The 17,249-nt window shown below is 63.1% G+C and carries 13 protein-coding genes; 12 read left to right on the top strand and 1 reads right to left on the bottom strand.

What is annotated here, in order from left to right:
• Positions 1-770: 770 nt before the first annotated feature.
• Positions 771-1,400, bottom strand: a complete 630-nt coding sequence (locus tag HBO12_RS26335) for a LysE family translocator (RefSeq protein ID WP_170043701.1) — start codon at positions 1,398-1,400, stop codon at positions 771-773.
• Positions 1,401-1,854: 454 nt separating this feature from the next.
• On the opposite strand from HBO12_RS26335, the gene HBO12_RS26330 reads away from it, so the two are divergent.
• The 12 genes from HBO12_RS26330 to HBO12_RS26275 all read left to right on the top strand — a co-directional run bounded on the left by HBO12_RS26330 (position 1,855) and on the right by HBO12_RS26275 (position 17,025).
• Positions 1,855-3,294: an undecaprenyl-phosphate glucose phosphotransferase gene (locus HBO12_RS26330; protein ID WP_170043700.1), complete on the top strand. Its 1,440-nt coding sequence runs from the start codon at positions 1,855-1,857 to the stop codon at positions 3,292-3,294.
• Complete coding sequence (locus tag HBO12_RS26325) at positions 3,294-4,757, top strand: mannose-1-phosphate guanylyltransferase/mannose-6-phosphate isomerase (protein WP_170043699.1); 1,464 nt, start codon at positions 3,294-3,296, stop codon at positions 4,755-4,757. The genes HBO12_RS26330 and HBO12_RS26325 overlap by 1 nt, the downstream gene beginning before the upstream one ends.
• A complete protein-coding gene (locus HBO12_RS26320) occupies positions 4,757-5,668 on the top strand; it encodes a glycosyltransferase family 2 protein (protein WP_170043698.1) in 912 nt (303 codons plus the stop codon). The genes HBO12_RS26325 and HBO12_RS26320 overlap by 1 nt, the downstream gene beginning before the upstream one ends.
• Before the next feature lie 6 nt (positions 5,669-5,674).
• Positions 5,675-6,496: a polysaccharide biosynthesis/export family protein gene (locus tag HBO12_RS26315; RefSeq protein WP_170043697.1), complete on the top strand. Its 822-nt coding sequence runs from the start codon at positions 5,675-5,677 to the stop codon at positions 6,494-6,496.
• Positions 6,497-6,572: 76 nt separating this feature from the next.
• Complete coding sequence (locus tag HBO12_RS26310) at positions 6,573-8,552, top strand: exopolysaccharide transport family protein (RefSeq protein ID WP_170043696.1); 1,980 nt, start codon at positions 6,573-6,575, stop codon at positions 8,550-8,552.
• Positions 8,552-9,730 (top strand): glycosyltransferase, encoded by a 1,179-nt coding sequence (locus HBO12_RS26305; protein ID WP_170043695.1) that lies wholly within the window; start codon positions 8,552-8,554, stop codon positions 9,728-9,730. The genes HBO12_RS26310 and HBO12_RS26305 overlap by 1 nt, the downstream gene beginning before the upstream one ends.
• Positions 9,730-11,070 (top strand): glycoside hydrolase 5 family protein, encoded by a 1,341-nt coding sequence (locus tag HBO12_RS26300; protein WP_170043694.1) that lies wholly within the window; start codon positions 9,730-9,732, stop codon positions 11,068-11,070. Before HBO12_RS26305 ends, HBO12_RS26300 begins: the two co-directional genes overlap by 1 nt.
• 25 nt (positions 11,071-11,095) lie before the next feature.
• Positions 11,096-12,310, top strand: coding sequence for a glycosyltransferase (locus tag HBO12_RS26295; RefSeq protein WP_170043693.1), 1,215 nt, complete (start codon positions 11,096-11,098; stop codon positions 12,308-12,310).
• Positions 12,301-13,404: a glycosyltransferase family 4 protein gene (locus HBO12_RS26290; RefSeq protein WP_170043692.1), complete on the top strand. Its 1,104-nt coding sequence runs from the start codon at positions 12,301-12,303 to the stop codon at positions 13,402-13,404. Before HBO12_RS26295 ends, HBO12_RS26290 begins: the two co-directional genes overlap by 10 nt.
• A complete protein-coding gene (locus HBO12_RS26285) occupies positions 13,404-14,801 on the top strand; it encodes an O-antigen ligase family protein (protein WP_170043691.1) in 1,398 nt (465 codons plus the stop codon). The genes HBO12_RS26290 and HBO12_RS26285 overlap by 1 nt, the downstream gene beginning before the upstream one ends.
• Complete coding sequence (locus tag HBO12_RS26280; RefSeq protein ID WP_170043690.1) at positions 14,798-15,619, top strand: acyltransferase; 822 nt, start codon at positions 14,798-14,800, stop codon at positions 15,617-15,619. Before HBO12_RS26285 ends, HBO12_RS26280 begins: the two co-directional genes overlap by 4 nt.
• Complete coding sequence (locus tag HBO12_RS26275) at positions 15,619-17,025, top strand: lipid II flippase MurJ (RefSeq protein WP_170043689.1); 1,407 nt, start codon at positions 15,619-15,621, stop codon at positions 17,023-17,025. The genes HBO12_RS26280 and HBO12_RS26275 overlap by 1 nt, the downstream gene beginning before the upstream one ends.
• The last annotated feature ends 224 nt before the right edge of the window (positions 17,026-17,249 follow it).

Here is a 17,249-nt window from a genome sequence, read left to right as displayed (position 1 = left end):
CGCGAAGACGTCGGCCCAGCAAACATTGATGTTGACTGACCCACTGCTTTCGCGAGCAAGCCCGCTCCCACAGGGGATGTGCGTCGGGGCAGAAGCCTGGGCCACACCACAAATCAAAGGTGAGAGCTGGCTTGCCTGCGATGGCCGTATACCAGCCGCCAAAAATAATGGCTGAACCGCCGCCATCGCGGGCAAGCCCGCTCCCACAGGGGATGTGCGTCGGGGCAGAAGCCTGGGCCACACCACAAATCAAAGGTAGGAGCTGGCTTGCCTGCGATGGCGGTACACCAGCCGCCAAAAATAGTGGCCGAACTGCCGCTATCGCGGGCAAGCCCGCTCCCACAGTGGATGTGCGTCGGGGCAGAAGCCTGGGCCACACCACAAATCAAAGGTAGGAGCTGGCTTGCCTGCGATGGCGGTATACCAGCCGCCAAAAATAATGGCCGAACTGCCGCTATCGCAGGCAAGCCCGCTCCCACAGGGGATGTGCGTCGGGGCAGAAGCTTGGGCCACACCACAAATCAAAGGTGGGAGCTGGCTTGCCTGCGATGGCCGTATACCAGCCGCCAAAAACAATGGCTGAACCGCCGCCATCGCGGGCAAGCCCGCTCCCACAGGGGATGTGCGTCGGGGCAGTAGTTTGGGCCACACCACAAATCAAAGGTAGGAGCTGGCTTGCCTGCGATGGCGGTACACCAGCCGCCAAAAATAGTGGCTGAACCGCCGCTATCGCGAGCAAGCCCGCTCCCACAAGGAGAGGCATCTGCCATTTACAAGCTGCGCGGCATCACCGCCAGGCGCACGGCCAACACCGTCAGCACCGTGGCCAGCCCCCATTTCTGCAGGCCGGCGGTTCTTTTACTACCGGCGAAAAACCGGCTGATCGCCCCGCCAAAAACCCCCAGTACCGCGTGAAATACGCCCGCAATCAGCGTCAGGACCACACCCAACTGCACCAATTGCAGGGCAATGGGGCCGGCTTCGGGTTTGACGAACTGCGGCAGGAACACCATGAAAAACAGCAGCGCCTTGGGGTTGAGCAGGCTGTTGAGCATGGCCCGCATAAACACCCCGCCCAGGCGTACCCGCACAACTTGGGCGGTATCCAGGGACGGCTTTTTCTGCAAGGTCTTGAACGCCAGCCACAGCAGGTAGACCACCCCGGCATAACGAATCAGGTCAAACGCCGGGGGCCAACTAGCCACCAACGCGGTGACACCGGTAGCGGTGAGTGCGGTCAGCAGCAGGTCGGCCACCCCGATCCCCAACCCCGCCGCCACCCCACCGCGCCAGCCATAGCTCACGCCATGACTGATGACAAAGGCCATGTTCGGCCCGGGCGACAGCAGCAACAGCAGCACGGAACCAGAGAAAACCGCCAGGGTTGGGAGATCGATCATGCTCAGCTCATCCGCCAGGGAAAACCGTAGATTAGTCTCACCCCTGGGCCAGATGCCAGCAGCCGCCAGAGAGTTCCTACAGATGCCGGCGCAGCCCGTCAAAAAAGCTTTTCCTGCCCGGCAGGATAATTCCCGCTTTTGTTTCTACACTCCAAAAAGCCATCACTTATTCTCGATTAATCTGAGAATACCGCAAAATATGTCAACAAACCGTCATCACAAGAGTATCTTATGACACTAGACGGCTAGACTCATGGAAAAAGTCAAAACCTTGACGAGAAAATCAAAAGGAGCCATCATTTAGACATTACTTCGCAACAGCCTGCGCCCAGACAGGCAATTGCGCGTTACCCAGTGAAAGCAGTCGTTCGCCTTGCACCACTTATAAAGCAGACCTGCCTTATGGATGAGCAAACGAACAGGGAAGTCCTGGTGGTGTATTGAGGGATGATTTATGCGTGAGAAGTCGTCAGTCGACAGCCTGTTTCTGACTCGTACCGGTTTTGTTGAATTCTTTGTGGTTTTCGTCAAATTAATCCACGGCCTGACGGCAGTCCTGCCGGCGATGATCCTGTTGTTCTACCCGGATCCGGTCGACCCGCAAATGCGTGGCCACTACCTGGGCCTGCTGCTGTTTTTTGCGATCCTGACCATTATTCTGTTCCAGGCCCTGGGGGTGTACTCCGAGGACCTGTTCAGCAACCGCCTGCGTTTTCGCGTGATGTTGGTCGCGTGGATCTCGGCGTTTTGCATCCTGCTGTTCATGTACCAGATCCTGCTGCTGTTCCCGCAGTTGAGCCCGCGCAACCTGATGTTCTGGTTCAGCCTGAGCCTGATCCTGTTTGGCGTGGAACGCATCCTGATGCTGCGCCTGTATCGCAACCTGATGAAGAACGGCAAGTTCCTGCAGCGCACGGTGATCCTCGGCTTTACCGACACCGCCATCCATGTGGCCGAACACCTGTCGCGCAACAGTGACATCCGCTCCGGCCTGATCGGTTTTATCGACGACCGCACCGAACGCATCCCCAAGGAATTGAGCAACCTGCCGTTGCTGGGCAACACCCGCGACCTGGAAAAACTGATCAGGTCCGAACAGGTCAACCAGGTGATGATCACCCTGCCCTGGGCCGCCGAGCAGCGCATCAACGGGCTGGTCAAGCGCCTGCGGCAGATGTCGGTCAACGTCATGCTGGTGCCGGACATGGCCGCCCTGCGCTATGGCCATAACCGCATCACCGATGTCGGCGGCATCCTGATGTTCAACACCTCGCAACTGCCGTTGCGCGGTTGGTCACCCTTTATCAAGCGCTGTGAAGACCTGCTGTTGGCCAGCGCCGGCCTGCTGCTGTTGTCGCCGATCATGGTGGTGACCGCCATTGCCATCAAGCTCGACTCCAAGGGCCCGGTGCTGTTTCGCCAGAAGCGCTACGGCTATAACGACAACCTGATCCGGGTGTTCAAGTTCCGCTCGATGTACGTCGACCAGAGCGATTTCAACGCCGAGTGCCAGACCACCCGCCGCGACCCACGTATCACCCGTGTCGGGCGAATCATTCGCAAGACCAGCATCGACGAGCTGCCGCAACTGTTCAATGTGCTGCTGGGCAATATGTCGATGGTCGGTCCGCGCCCCCATGCCACCGCCACCAAGGCCGCCGGGATTCCGTTCGAGGAAGCCGTCAGCGAGTACAGCTCGCGGCACCGAGTCAAGCCGGGCATCACCGGCTGGGCGCAGATCAATGGCTACCGGGGTGAAACCGACACCCTGTTCAAGATTCAGAAACGGGTCGAATACGACCTGGAGTACATCGCCAAATGGTCGGTGTGGTTTGACCTGTACATCGTTTTCATGACGGTCCCGGCCGTCCTTTCCACCAAGGAAGTCTATTGATGAACACCCTCAACGGATTGATTCCCTGCATCATCTCCGGTGGCTCGGGCACGCGGCTGTGGCCGGTTTCGCGGCAGAACATGCCCAAGCCGTTCATGCGCATGCGCGACGACCAGAGCCTGTTGCAGAAAACTTTCCTGCGCGCCAGCCGCCTGCCGGGGGTCGACAGCGTGCTGACGGTGACCAACCGCGACCTGCTGTTTCGCACCCTCGACGATTACCGCGCAGTCAACACCGCCCACCTGGGCCTGGATTTGCTGCTGGAACCGTTCGGCCGCAACACGGCTGCGGCCATCGCGGTCGCTGCCCTGCATGTGCAGGAGTTTTTCGGCGCCGATGCGCAATTGCTGGTGATGCCGGCCGACCACCTGATCCTCGATGAAAACGCCTTCGCCAAGGCCGTGGCCCAGGCCCGCGAATTGGCCGAAGCGGGTTACCTGGTGACCTTCGGCATCCAGCCCGACCGCCCCGAGACCGGCTTTGGCTATATCGAACAAGGCCCGGCGCTGGCTCAGGGTTTCCGTGTCCAGCGCTTCGTCGAAAAACCCGACCTGGCCACCGCCCAAGGCTACCTCGACGGCGGCAAGCATCTGTGGAATGCCGGGATGTTCTGCTTCAAGGCCGCCACCCTGCTCGAAGAACTGGCGACCCACGCCCCGGCCGTGCTGGACGCAGCCAAGGCGGCGCTGGAACACAGCACCAGCCTGCAGAACAGCAGCAGCCGCCAGCGCGAACTGAACCCGCAGGGCTTTGGCACCGCGCCGGACATCTCCATCGACGTGGCCCTGATGGAGAAATCCGCCCAGGTTGCCGTAGTGCCGTGTGACATCGGCTGGAGCGATATCGGCTCCTGGGAAGCCCTGCGCCAGCTGACCCCCAGCGACGACAACGGCAACCAGATCAATGGCGAAGCGATCCTGCACGACGTGCACAACTGCTATATCGACTCGCCCAAGCGCGTATTGGGCGCGGTCGGGGTGCGTGACCTGATCATCGTCGACACCCCCGACGCCCTTCTGATTGCCGACGCCAACCGCAGCCAGGATGTGCGCCATATCGTTGCCGAACTCAAGCGCCAGAATCATCCCGCGTTCAGCCTGCACCGCACCGTCACCCGGCCCTGGGGCACGTACACGGTGCTGGAGGAAAGCACGCGCTTCAAGATCAAGCGCATCGTGGTCAAGCCCAAGGGCTCGCTGTCGTTGCAAATGCACCATCACCGCAGCGAACACTGGGTAGTGGTCAGCGGCGCGGCAATGATCACCAATGGCGAGCGCGAGATCCTGCTCAACATGAACGAGTCCACCTATATTCCCGCCGGGCACAAACACCGCCTGACCAACCCCGGCATCATCGACCTGGTGATGATCGAGGTGCAGAGCGGCGAATACCTGGGCGAAGACGACATTGTGCGCTTCGATGACATCTACGGCCGTGCGCCCGCGAGCGAGCCCAAGCCCTGATGCGTACGTCCCTGATCATCCCGACCCGCAACGCCGCCGGCCACCTCGACCGGCTGCTGCCGGCGCTGCGCATGCAGACCCTGCAACCCGACGCAATGCTGGTAGTGGACAGCGCCTCGAGCGATGACACGGTGGCGCGCTTTCGCGAGTTTGGCGCGCGTGTCGAAGTGATCGCCGCCCGCGACTTCAACCACGGCGGCACCCGGCGCTGGGCCAGCGAGCACGTGGGTGGCGATGCGCTGATCGTGATGACCCAGGATGCGATCCCGGCCGAGCCCGAGACCTTCGCCAACCTGCTCGCCGAGCTGCAACAGGACCCACTCAACGGCGTCGCCTATGGCCGGCAGCTGCCGCACCCCGGTGCGGGAGTACTGGGCGCGCAGTCGCGGCACTTCAACTACCCGGCCCACAGCCGCAGCAAAAGCCTGGCCGATGCGCCGCAGTTGGGGATCAAGACCTGCTTTAGCTCCGACTCGTTTTCCGTGTACCGGCGCAGCGCCCTAGAGGCCGTGGGCGGCTTTCCTGCCGATGTGATCGGCAGCGAAGACGCCTACGTCGCCGCGCGCCTGCTGCTGGCGGGCTGGAAGGTGCAGTACGCCGCCAGCGCCCGGGTTTATCACTCCCACGATTACCGACTCATGGATGAATTTCACCGCTACTTCGACATTGGTGTGTTCTACGGCCGCGAGCCGTGGATTCGCCAGGCGTTTGGCGACGCCGGCGGTGAAGGTAAACGCTATGTACTGGCCGAATTACGTGCCTTGCGCGAGGCCAACGCCTTGCACCGCGCCCCCGAAGTGGTGGTGCGCAGTGCCTTTAAATTGCTGGGCTATCGCCTCGGCCACCTTGAACGCTACCTGCCCAAATCGCTCAAGCAGCGCCTGGGCATGTTTTCCACCTACTGGACTTGAGCCGTCATGAAGACTACCAACCGACGTTCCCGTCTTACCCTGTTCAGCCTGTTGAGTGCCTCGATCTGGCTGGCTGGTTGTTCGACCCCTGCGCGGGTGCCGCTTCCTGACAACAACACGCTCAAGGCCGGCCACCAGGCGGCGCTGACCTTGGCCGACCTGCCGCCCCCGCAGGTGCTGATCCAGAGTGGCGACCTGTTGCGCATCGTGCGTGATGCCCAGGAGCCGGCGGCGGCCGACGACATGACGGTATTTGTCGTGCGCCCCGACGGCGTGATCTCCATCCCCAACATCGGTCGAGTCAAGGCGGCATTGCGCACGCCGGAAGACCTGGGCAAGGAAATCACCGACAAGTACAAGCGCATCTACCGTGAACCGGCAGTGACGGTAAACATCGCCAGCGCCCCGAGCAACAAGGTGTTTATCGGCGGTGCGGTGCCGAACCCGGCGTTTTTCGACCTGGCGGGTAATGTCAGTGTGGAGCAGGCCTTGCTCAGCTCCGGCGGCGTGCTGGCCTCGGCGGACGCCTCCAACGTGGCCCTGATGCGTACCGGCCCGGATGGCAAGTACAAGACCTACTTCATCAGCTTGAACAGCATGCTGACCGATCCCAATCACCCTCGGGTGGCCCTGCAACGTGGAGACCTGATCTACGTGCCGCAGTCGGGCATCGGCGCCACCGTGGAAGCGGTGGACATGTACTTCACCCGCCTGTTCCCGATCAACAAGGGCATTGGTGTGGGCTTGAACTACGACCTCAACGACAGTGGCGTGAAGAACAGCGGCAACACCATCTACAACAACCCAGTCATCAACGCAGGCCAATGATTATGGACCAGGCTTCGTATCACTCGAACCGACTGTTCCCGTCTGGCGTACACCACATATTCAATGGAGTGATCCTGTGATCGAAATCCGCTCTCTACGCGACCTTTTGCGGCTGTTTTTCATCTTCCGCCGCGAATTCAAACTGGCCGTGATCACCACGATTGTGGTGGCCGTGTTGGGTGCCTTCCTGTTGCCGGCTCGCTACGAGTCCGACGCGCGCTTGCTGGTCAAGCCAGGACGGGACAACACCACGTTGCCGATCGAAGCCGCCAACCGCCAGACGCTGATTGCGCCCAGCACCCAGCACGACCCGATCGTCGATGAGGAGAAGATGCTCACCGGCCGGCCCATCGTGCATATCGTTGCCGAGCGCTACCTGGCAATGACGTCCGAGCCGCCACAGGGCTTCTGGAAAGTCACCAAGTTCTACGTCAAGAAAGCCGCCGGTGAAGTACTGGATGCGGTGCGCAGCGTCCTGCAATTCGTCGGCCTGGCCGAGAAGCAAAGCCCGCTGGAACGCCTGGCGACCAAGCTGGAGAAGAACTTCGAAGCCGGCCACGAACCGGGCTCCTCGGTGATCGAGATTTCCTTCACCTGGGATGATCCGGTCATCGCGCAGAAAGTCGTCGAGACCTGGGTCGATGCCTACCTCGAAGAACGCGCACGGATTCTTGGGCGCAAGAGCCTGCACACCTTCTATGAAGCCGAGCGCACCAAGGTCGCCACCAATATCCAGGGGCTCAAGGATCAACTGCAGGGCCGCTTGAAGCAGATCGACTCGATCAGCGTAGACGCGCGCCTGAAAAACCTGACCAACCAGATCGACCGCGTCACCGACGCCAAGGTCACCGCGCAAAACCAGATCGCGGGGATCCGCAGCTTCCTGGCCAACGCCAGCCAGCAGATCAAGAACCAGCCAGCGGAAGTGGTGACGGCCCGGGAAACCAGCCTCAACCCGACCCAGCTTGACCTCAAGCGCCAGCTCAATGCCCTGCAAGTGGAACGCGCGCGCCTGCTGCGCACCTACCTGCCGGGCACGCCGCAGGTCAACCAGATCGAGCAGAACATCCGCGACATGCAAGACCTCAGCGCCCAGGAAGCGACACGCCTGGAACGCTCGCAAAACACCGCGCCCAACAGCCTGGTAATCAACGTCAAGCAACAGATCATCGATGCCCAGTTGCAGGAGCGCAAACTGGCCGGGGAAATCGAGAACTACGAGAAGACCCTCGCCGAACTGCGCGCCCAGCGTGACCAGGCGATGACCGATGAACCTGAGCTGAACAAGCTGACCCAGCAACTGCGCACTGCCGAGAAAAGCTACGCGCTGTACTCGGAAAACCTCGAACAGGCGCGCATCGACCACGAGCTGGACAGCAGCCAGATCAGCAACATCGCCCTGATCGAGCACGCCACCCTCAACCCGGCGCGCGTGTTTCCCAAGAGCCTGCTGATTCTGTTGTTCACCATTCCCGCCGGCCTGGCCGTCGGCTTGCTGACCATCTACGTGCTGTACCTGCTGGACCAGCGCATCCACGATGGTGCGCGCTTGCAGGAAGTGTTCGGTGTACCGCTGTGGAGCAGCATTCCCGATGTGCAACACGCGACGCCGGCAGCCCTCACCGCCAGCATCTATCGCCTGTACAGCCTGCTACCCGCCGAGCGCATCGCCAGCGAGGGCTTTGCCCTGGGCCTGACCTCGGCACGGCATGGCGAAGGCGTGAGCTTTATCATCGAGCAACTCAAGCGCCTGCTCGAAGAACGCGGCCACCAGGTCTCGGTCAACGGCACCGAAGCGCCGAAGCCCGGTGAAGTGCTGCTGCTGGACGCCTCGGCCCTGTCCTCCAACCCGCAGGCGTTCCTCACCCTGCGCCGCGCCGAGCAGATTGTGCTGGTGATCGAAGCTCGCACCAGCACCGTGCCGACCATCGAGAACGCCCTGTCGCTGCTGACCACCGCGTTCGGCAAAGTCGACGGGATGATCCTCAACCGCCGCCGTTTTGAAGTGCCGGCCAATGTCCTGGCGCGGATCAACAGCTGGCGCGGTGCGGCCTGATGCGCATTGCGCTGCTGGCGCCGCTGCCGCCGGAGCAGACCGGGATCGCCGACTACGCTGCGCACTTGCGCAGCGCGTTGCGCGACCAGGGCCTGGAGGTGCTGACGCCTCTGGAAGGCTGCCTGGACCTGACGCAACAGTTGCAGCGCCTGCACGCCTTTGACTGGCGCGGCGTGGACCTGGTCCATGCCGAGCTGGGCGGCGGGCGCTTTGCCGAGTTCCAGGCCCTGGATTACTTGCGCCGGGCCCAGCCGCAACTGCCGCTGACCGCCACCGTACACGACCCGGAACGCCTGATCTGGCGCCGGGCCAAGCTGTTTTTCCCGCTGACCCTGCTCGAACGCCTGCCCCACCCGCTGCCCCAGGCCGCGGCGCTGCTCGCCGACCCATTGACCCTATACGAAGAGCGGCGCCTGGCCAAAAGCATGCGTCGCCTGATCACCCTCACGCGCCTGGGGGGCGACTGCCTGCGCCAGCGCATGGGGCTAAGACCTGAGCAAGTGGCAGTGATTGCCCACGGCAACCTGCCTATCGACCCCGTGGCCTTGCCGCCGTTGCAACCGTTGCGCCTGCTGTATTTCGGCTTTATCTACCGGGGCAAGGGCATCGAGGACCTGCTGCAGGCCCTGGCCCGTTCCCTGGCCGCCCACCCGCAATGCCGGGGCCAGGTGCGCCTGACCCTGGCCGGGGGCACCGCGCCGGAAATGACCTTCGACCCGGCCGGCAACTACCTCGATGGCCTGCGCCAACTGATTGCCAGCCTGCAACTGGGCGATGTGGTGGACTGGCAACTGGACCTGCCCTCGGCCGACATTCCCCACACCATCCAGGCCCACCATGTGATGGTGCTGCCGTACCGCGAATCGAAAAAACTCGGTTTCCTGGGGCAGATGCGCGGCACCAGCGGCGCGCTGTCCTGGGCCAACGCCTGCGGGCGCGGGGTGATTACCTCCAATGCCCGCGCCTTCGCCGAAGAAGTCGCCGGGGGCAATGGCATCACCTATCAACAGGGTGATATCGCCTCGTTGAGCGATGCCCTGAATCGCCTGATCCTCGACCCGCAACAGGCCCGCCAGTGGGCCGACCACGCTGCCGAGATCGGCCGGCAGCGCCAGTGGGCCAGCACCGCCCAACGCTTTGCCGAGATGTTCCAGGCCGCAGTCAAGGAGCCTTTGTGATGAACACTTCGTCTACTCGCCGGATGTGGCGCTACCTGCCACTGGTCATTGCAATGGCCGTGGGCGGCGCACTGCTGCTCAGTGAAAAGGTCGACGCGGAGCCCGTGAACCTGGCGCCCCAGCGCACTGTGGAGTGGCGCGAGTTCTTGGGGGTGAACGCGCATTTCCTGTGGTTCAAGCCCGAGCAGTACCAGAAGCAGATTCGCCAATACCAGAAGCTGGGGCTGGACTGGGTGCGCGTCGACCTGCACTGGGACCGCCTGGAGCCCAAGGAAGAAGATTATCAACTGAGCACTTTCGACGAACTGGACCGCACCCTGACGGCCGAGAAGATCCGCTCGGTGTTCTACCTGGTGGGGTCGGCGCCGTTCATCACCACCGCTCCCAAAGGCGCAGAATTCCAGGACCAATACCGCCCGCGGGATGCCAGCGTGTATGCCCTGCGCCTGGCCCTGTTGGCCAAGCGCTACCCGAACATCAACGCCTGGCAGGTGTGGAACGAACAGAACCTGCCGAACAACTGGCGCCCGCAAGTGAATGCCGAGGAATACGCGCGCTTGCTGCTGGCCAGTCACCAGGCCCTGAATATCGCCGCACCAGACAAGATCCAGGTGATGGGCGGCATGGCCTACTACAGCCAGATGCCGCCGCGTGGCAAGACCCTGATGTTCGAAGCCCTCGGCGCGCTGGGCGTACAAACCCTGGGCATGGTCGCGGCGTATCACCCGTACTCGATGACCCCGGAAACCGACGAACCGGGCAAGAACGAAGTACTGCTGCGCGGCGACCAACTCAACGCCGTGCTGCACGGTGCCGGGGTCAAGGATGTGTGGGCCACCGAGTGGGGCTGGTCCAGCTATGCCGGGCCCAAGGAGATGCAGGACCTGATCGGCGTCGACGGCCAGGCCGATTTCACCTTGCGCCGCCTGGCGTTGATGGCGTCCCAGGACTACCAGAAGATTTTCCTGTTTGCCCTGTCCGACCTGGATGAACGGGCCTCCGTGCGTGACCAGCACTACGGCCTGCTGGATCTCAACGGCGAACCCAAGCCGGTCTACAGCGCCCTCGCCCGCTTCCTCGAGATCACCGGGCCGACGCTCAAGCCTGGGGTCACCCCCGCGCTTGCAGACATACCCAAGACTTTTTACAGCGTGGCCTGGACCCGCGAAGACGGCAAACACCTGTTGATGTACTGGAGCGCGCAAGGCACCAGCATCACCTTGCCCAACGTACAGCACGCCGAGCTGCTGGACCCGCTGACCGGCGCCCGGCAGACCCTTAACGATTACAACGGCATTCGCCCCGTGGTGAAACCGTCGTTGCAGATATTGGTGTGGTAGCACGCCCAGGCATGGAGAGCTGCACGTGAGAATCCTGTGGATTGTGCCCTATCTGCCGTGGCCGATGACCAGCGGCGGCAAGACCCGGCAGTACCATTTGCTGCGCACCTTGAGTGAGCGCGGGCATCGCATCACTTTGCTGGTGCAATCGAAAACCCCGGCCGACGCCGCCGTGCACGCCGCCCTTGAGCCTTTGCTCGAACGCCTGATCGTGGTGCCGCGCCGACCGCTGAAACACCCCATGACCCTGCTCGCCGGGGTATTTGCGCCCTGGCCGCTGCTGACCACGGTCAACGGCCTGTCGCCGGTGTTGCAGGCGCGCTTTCGCGAACTGCTGGACGAAACCTGGGATGTGATCCAGGTCGAGCACAGCTACAGCCTGCAACCGTACTTCACGCTCTTGCAGCAGCAAGCGCGGGATTTTGTGCTCACCGAGCACAACCTGGAATCGAGCCTGGGCGGCGCCACCTATGACCGCTTTCCGAAATGGGCCGCACCGTTCGTGCGCTACGACCAATGGCGTTGCCAGCAGTGGGAACGCAAGGCGTTTGATGCTGCCTGCCATGTGGTGGCCGTGACCCAGGCCGATGCCCAGGCCATCGGCCAACTGACCGCTACACCGGTGAGCGTGGTGGTCAACGGGGTCGACAGCCGGGCCTTCAGCGATGTCAGCGCCGACCCGCAGAGCCAGCGCCTGTTGTTTGTCGGCAACTACGAATACGCGCCGAACCTCGACGCAGTGCAGTGGTTGCTCGACGACATCTTCCCCCGGGTCTGGTTGCAATGCCCCAACGCCCGCCTGGCGGTGGCCGGCTTCGGCTTGCCCGAACACTGGCGCGAGCGCTGGCCGGACGAACGTATTGAGTGGCAGGGTTTTGTCCCCGACCTGACGGCCTTGCAACGCCGCTGTGCAGGTTTTGTCGCCGCGCTGCGCCATGGTGGCGGCTCCAAGCTCAAAGTGCTGGAAGCGATGGCCGCCGGCCTGCCGCTGGTGAGTACCGCCCAGGGCGTGTCCGGGCTGGCGGTCGAGGCCCAGGCACACTACCTGGCCGGCGAAAGTGCCGAGGCCCTGGCCGATGGGATTGTGCGCCTGCTGGACGAACCGGCACTGGCCAGCCAACTGGCGGATGCCGCGCGGGATTACGCGCGCAACTATCACGACTGGGCGGTCGCCGGTAACGAACTGGAGCAGATCTACCGCACCTTGCCAACCCATCAGGAGCCCCAAGCATGCGCGTAGCCCTGGATTACCGCCCCGCCACGGTCGCACCTTCGTCGGGCATTGCCCGCCAGGTGCTGGCCCTGGAGCAAGCCTTGCGCGCACGGGACAACACTGAAGTGGTGCTGTTTACCGAGGCGCCCCTGGATCATCCCCAGCGCGCCACCGCGGTGTGCCCGGCGTGGGCCAGCCCCCTGGAAGGCCTGCAACGGCCCCAGGTACGACTGCGCTTTGAGCGCGGTTTTTTGCCCAGGGAAATCCACCAACAGCGGATCGACCTGTACATCGCCACGGCCAACATGGGCCTGCCCCTGTGCCGCAAACCCGCCGGCACCCGCTATGTGCTGGTGCTGCACGACCTGTTTCAACTGACCCACCGCAACTTCCATCGCTCCCGCCTCAAGGCCCTGGCCTACCGCCTGATCGACGGCGCGTCGATTGCCTGGTCGGTGTGGCAGGCGGACCGGGTGTGGTGCCCGTCGCAGTTCTCGTGCGATGAAGCCGCGCGCCTGTTTCCCTGGGCGCGGGCCAAGTTCCGCGTGTTGAATAACCTGGTGCCGGAGTTCACCGATGCACCCGAGCCGCTGCCCGCAGGCATTCCGGCGCGCTACTGGCTGGTGGTGGGCACCCGCGAGCCACGCAAGAACATGGCGTTTTTCCTGGAGCAATGGCAAGCCAGCCGCGCCCAGGACCCGAGCGTGCCGGACCTGGTGCTGGTCGGCCACGCCAGCGATGTGCCGGCGGCCCTCGGCGAGTTGCCTGGCCTGCATTGGCGCAACGGGCTGTCCGATGGCCAGTTGCAGGCGCTCTACCGGCATGCCGCGTACCTGTGGCAGCCTTCCTATGCCGAAGGGTTTGGCTTGCCGGTGGTGGAAGCGCTGAGTGTCGGCACACAGGTTGCGGTGGCCCGTGGTTCGGCCCTGGATGAAGTGGCGCCACCCACGGCGCCGCGCTTTGCACCCGACGACGCCTTGCAACTGCAAACATTGATGGTGTCACTGGCTGCACCTGGGGCCACGGTCGACCCCCAATTGCAACGCACATGGGCCCGGCAATTTGCCGAACCGGCCTATCGCCTGCGCCTGGATAAACTGCTCAAGGAATTGAACCGCTAATGCTGCCAGGAAAACTCGTTAGTCTGCTCCTGGGCCTGGTCTTCGGGGGCTTGCTGTTGGCACTGCCGCCGATGAAGGTCTTCATGATCGTGGTCGGCGTGGGCGTGGCGCTGACCCTGATCCGCAAACCGTTGTGGGGCTTGCTGATCTTTGCTGTCTTGGCCACCAGTATTCCCTACACCACCCTGCAACTGGGGATCCGCACCACCATCAGCGAAGCGGTGCTGGGCCTGACCTGGGCCGGGGTGTTCTGGCAATCGTTTATCGGCAAGACCCGTGGTTTCATGGTCTGGCGCCCAACGGAGCGGGCGTTGATGTGGCTGATGCTGTTCAGCACCATCCCGTTTATCTGGGGCATGCTCATCATCCACGCCGAGGGCAACGGCCCGGTGAACTGGGTGCGCTGGCTGATGAACCTGTCGCTGCTGTTTATCGTGCCGCTGCTGCTGCGTACCGATGCCGACCGCGACAAAGTGGTGGTCGCCCTGCTGCTGGGCAACCTGGCGATGCTGTCGCTGTCGATCTTCATGTTCCTCAAGACGCGCAACGCGATGTCGATGATCGATATTCTCACCGACCTCAAATACGCCCACCCCGAGGCGGTGAAGGACATCTTCTCGGCCAACTACAAGCGCATGGCCTCGCCTTGGGTCCACCCGAACCTGACCGGTGGCGTGCTGGTGCTGTTTATCCCGCTGGCGCTGTTCTACGGCTGGACCCGCACCGGCTGGCGCCGCGCCCTGGGCCTGGCAGTGGCGGTACTGGGTTGCGCCGGCCTGCTGTTGAGTATCTCCCGGGGCGCGATTGTGGCCCTGGCGCTGATCCTGATCTGGCTGACCTACAAGCGCGTGCCTCACAGCGGGCGGATCATCGGCATCGGCGTGGCCTTTGTGATCGCCCTGGTGCTGTTCTATCCGCCATTGCAGGACCGCTTGATGACGATGTTCTCGACCACCAACGCCAGTACCGAGATCCGCTTCGACGAGTACGCCGGGTTCCCCGATGTCATGGCCAAGTACCCGCTGGGCATCGGCTTCAAGATCGACCCACCGGTGCCGGGCAGCAACCTGCTGGGGATTTCCAACCTGTGGCTGAACTTCATCTACAAGATCGGCGTTCCGGGGATGCTGTTGTTCATCGCCATCACCGTATTGTGGTGGCGCGAAGTGCGACCGCTGGGCATGGTGCGCAAGGTCACCGCCGACAACGCCCTGTGGCTGGGCTGCGTATGCGGTGTGCTGGCGGCGCTGCTGACGGGGATTTTCGACCACTACTTCAGCTTCACCTTCGTATTGATCGCGCTGTTCTGGCTGTTGATGGGCATCAGCCTGCAACAGGTGCGCCTGAGCCCGACCATTACCGCTCCTGTTTGCGTACCAAAGGATGACCGACCATGAAACATCGCACTATTCACTCCCCCGACCTGCGTGACCGCCTGCCCGCCCTGGCCAGCGAACTCGGCGTGAGCCTGCAAGACCTGCAGGACGGCCTGGCCTGGTGCCTGGCCAACGAGGTGGTTTTTGAAGAGGGCGAAGGCGAGAACAAGCGCTTCTGGATGACGTCCTTCGATGTGGAGCCGACCATCGAGCATCCGGTGGCACGTCGGCTGTTCCATCGCATGAAACAGGACATTCCGGCACAGTTTCTGCCGATCTATGGCAAGAACTGGCCGACCCTCAAGGACCGCTGGCGCAGCGCCTGGGACATGGCCTACAACATCCTGATCAACAAGATCCCCAGTCACCACATCCGTATCGGCTGGCTGCGCCTGGGCGGCGCGAAAATCGGCAAGGGTTCGAGCCTGTGGCGCAACACCGAGGTGCTGGGCATCCACAACCTGAGAGTCGGCGACGACACGGTGATCGGCTGGCATTGCCAGGTGGATGCACGCTCTGGCCTGGTGATCGGCAACCATGTGGCGATTGCCTCCCATGTGCTGATCATCGCCGGCAGCCATGACTTGCAGGCACCGGAGTTCTGGTCGATTTCCGGGGCAATTTATATCGACGACTATGTGTGGATCGGCAGCCGTGCGCTGATCGGTTTTGGCACCCATCTGTGCGAAGGCTCGGTGGTGACTGCCAATACCGTGGTGGCGAAAACCGTCGCGCCGTACAAAATTGTCGGCGGCACCGGTGCCAAAGTCATGGGCGAACGCGTTCGCGGGCTGAACTACAAGGTGGGTGGCAAGGGCCTGTTCACCCTGTTCCACTGATGTTCGGCAGCACCCTGTGGCTGACCCTGGCGACGCTGGCCGGGCTGGTGGCCGGCTTTGCCCGGGAATGGCTGCTGGTGGCCGCCTGGGGTGCGGGCAGCCGCAGCGACGGGTTCCTGGTGGCGGTGTTTTTGCCCGAGGCGCTGCGCATGACCCTGGCCGCCGGCTTGCTCGCCGCCGCTGCCCTGCCCCTCTATCAACAGCGTGATGCGCAACGCCAGCAAGCCTGGCTGGCCAGCCTGTCGCCGCGCCTGCTCGGCGTCGGCCTGGGCCTGTTCGCCCTGCTGGCACTCGGCGCGCCACTGTGGGTACGGCTGATCGGCCCGGGGCTGGACGCCGCCGCCCACGACCAGGCTGCCGCCAATCTGCGCTGGCTGGCCGCCTGTGCGCCGGGCTTGGTGATGCATGGCCTGTTCAGTATTCCGTTGCAGGCGCGCCAGCGCTTTGTGCTGCCGGGGCTGGGCTCGCTGCTGTTCAACCTGCCGCCGGTGCTGTACCTGTTTATCCGCGGCACGGCCAGCGACAGCGCGGAACTGGCGATGTGTTTTTTTGCCGGCAGCGTATTGATGTGCCTGCCGCTGCTGGCGCCGGTCTGGTCATTCGGCTGGCGCCCCTGGCAGGTCCGGGGCGATGCCCTGGCCGGCCGCGAACTGCTGGGGCGTATCGGCCCGCTGTTGGCGAGCAATGTCGCCAGCCAGGGCCTGGCGTTGCTCGAACGGTTGATCGCCAGCTACCTGGGCGAAGGCGCGGTGACCTGGGTCAACCTGGCGCGCAAGCTGATCAACCTGCCGCTGATCGCGCTGATGAGCCTTAACCAGGTATTGCTGGGGATGATGAGCGGTGAACAAGGCCAACAACGCCTGGCACTCCTGCGCCGTGGCCTGGACGCCGCCACCTTGCTGAGCCTGCCCGCCGCCCTCGGCCTGATTGGCGCAAGCCCAGTGCTGATTCACCTGCTGATGCCCGCGCAAAGCGCCGACGGCCCGCTACCCGCCCTGCTCGCCTGGTTCGCTACGCCCCTGGTATTCGGCGCCTGGAACGCCATGCTCGCGCGCTATGCCTACGCCAGCGGCGACACGCGCCTGCCGCTCAACTGTGAACTGCTGGGCAGCCTGGTCAATGCCGGCCTGCTGGTCTTGCTGCCGTACTTCTTCGGCCTGCCAGGTATTGCCTTGGCGGCCTTGGGTGGGGTGATCGTCACCAACCTGCTGCTGATGCAACGCCAACACCTGCTCGGGCAACTGAGCTGGCCGTTGCAGTGGGGCTTGAGTGTGGTGTTGCTGGGAGTCGCGGCACTGGTGCTGCACCCGCTGCATAACGATGGCTGGCAGCTGGGGTTGAGTACCTTGGCGGGCATCGTGGTATTGACAGGGTTGGGACTGTGGTTCAAGCCGTGGAAGGCGTGAGCTGCGAGGGCGGTGTGTCAGCTAGCGGAAATGGCGCCTGAACTACCGCTATCGCGGGCAAGCCCGCTCCTACAAGGGATCTCAGTTGGGCTTAGGATTTTTGCCACACCGCAGTTCAAATGTAGGAGCTGGCTTGCCTGCGATCGCGGTGTATCAGCTAGCGGAAATGGTGCCTGAACTACCGCTATCGCGGACAAGCCCGCTCCTACAAGGGATCTCAGTTG

The organism is Pseudomonas sp. WS 5059 (genome assembly GCF_012985525.1).
Classification (GTDB): Bacteria; Pseudomonadota; Gammaproteobacteria; order Pseudomonadales; family Pseudomonadaceae; genus Aquipseudomonas.
This window is presented reverse-complemented; position numbering and strand designations above follow the sequence as displayed.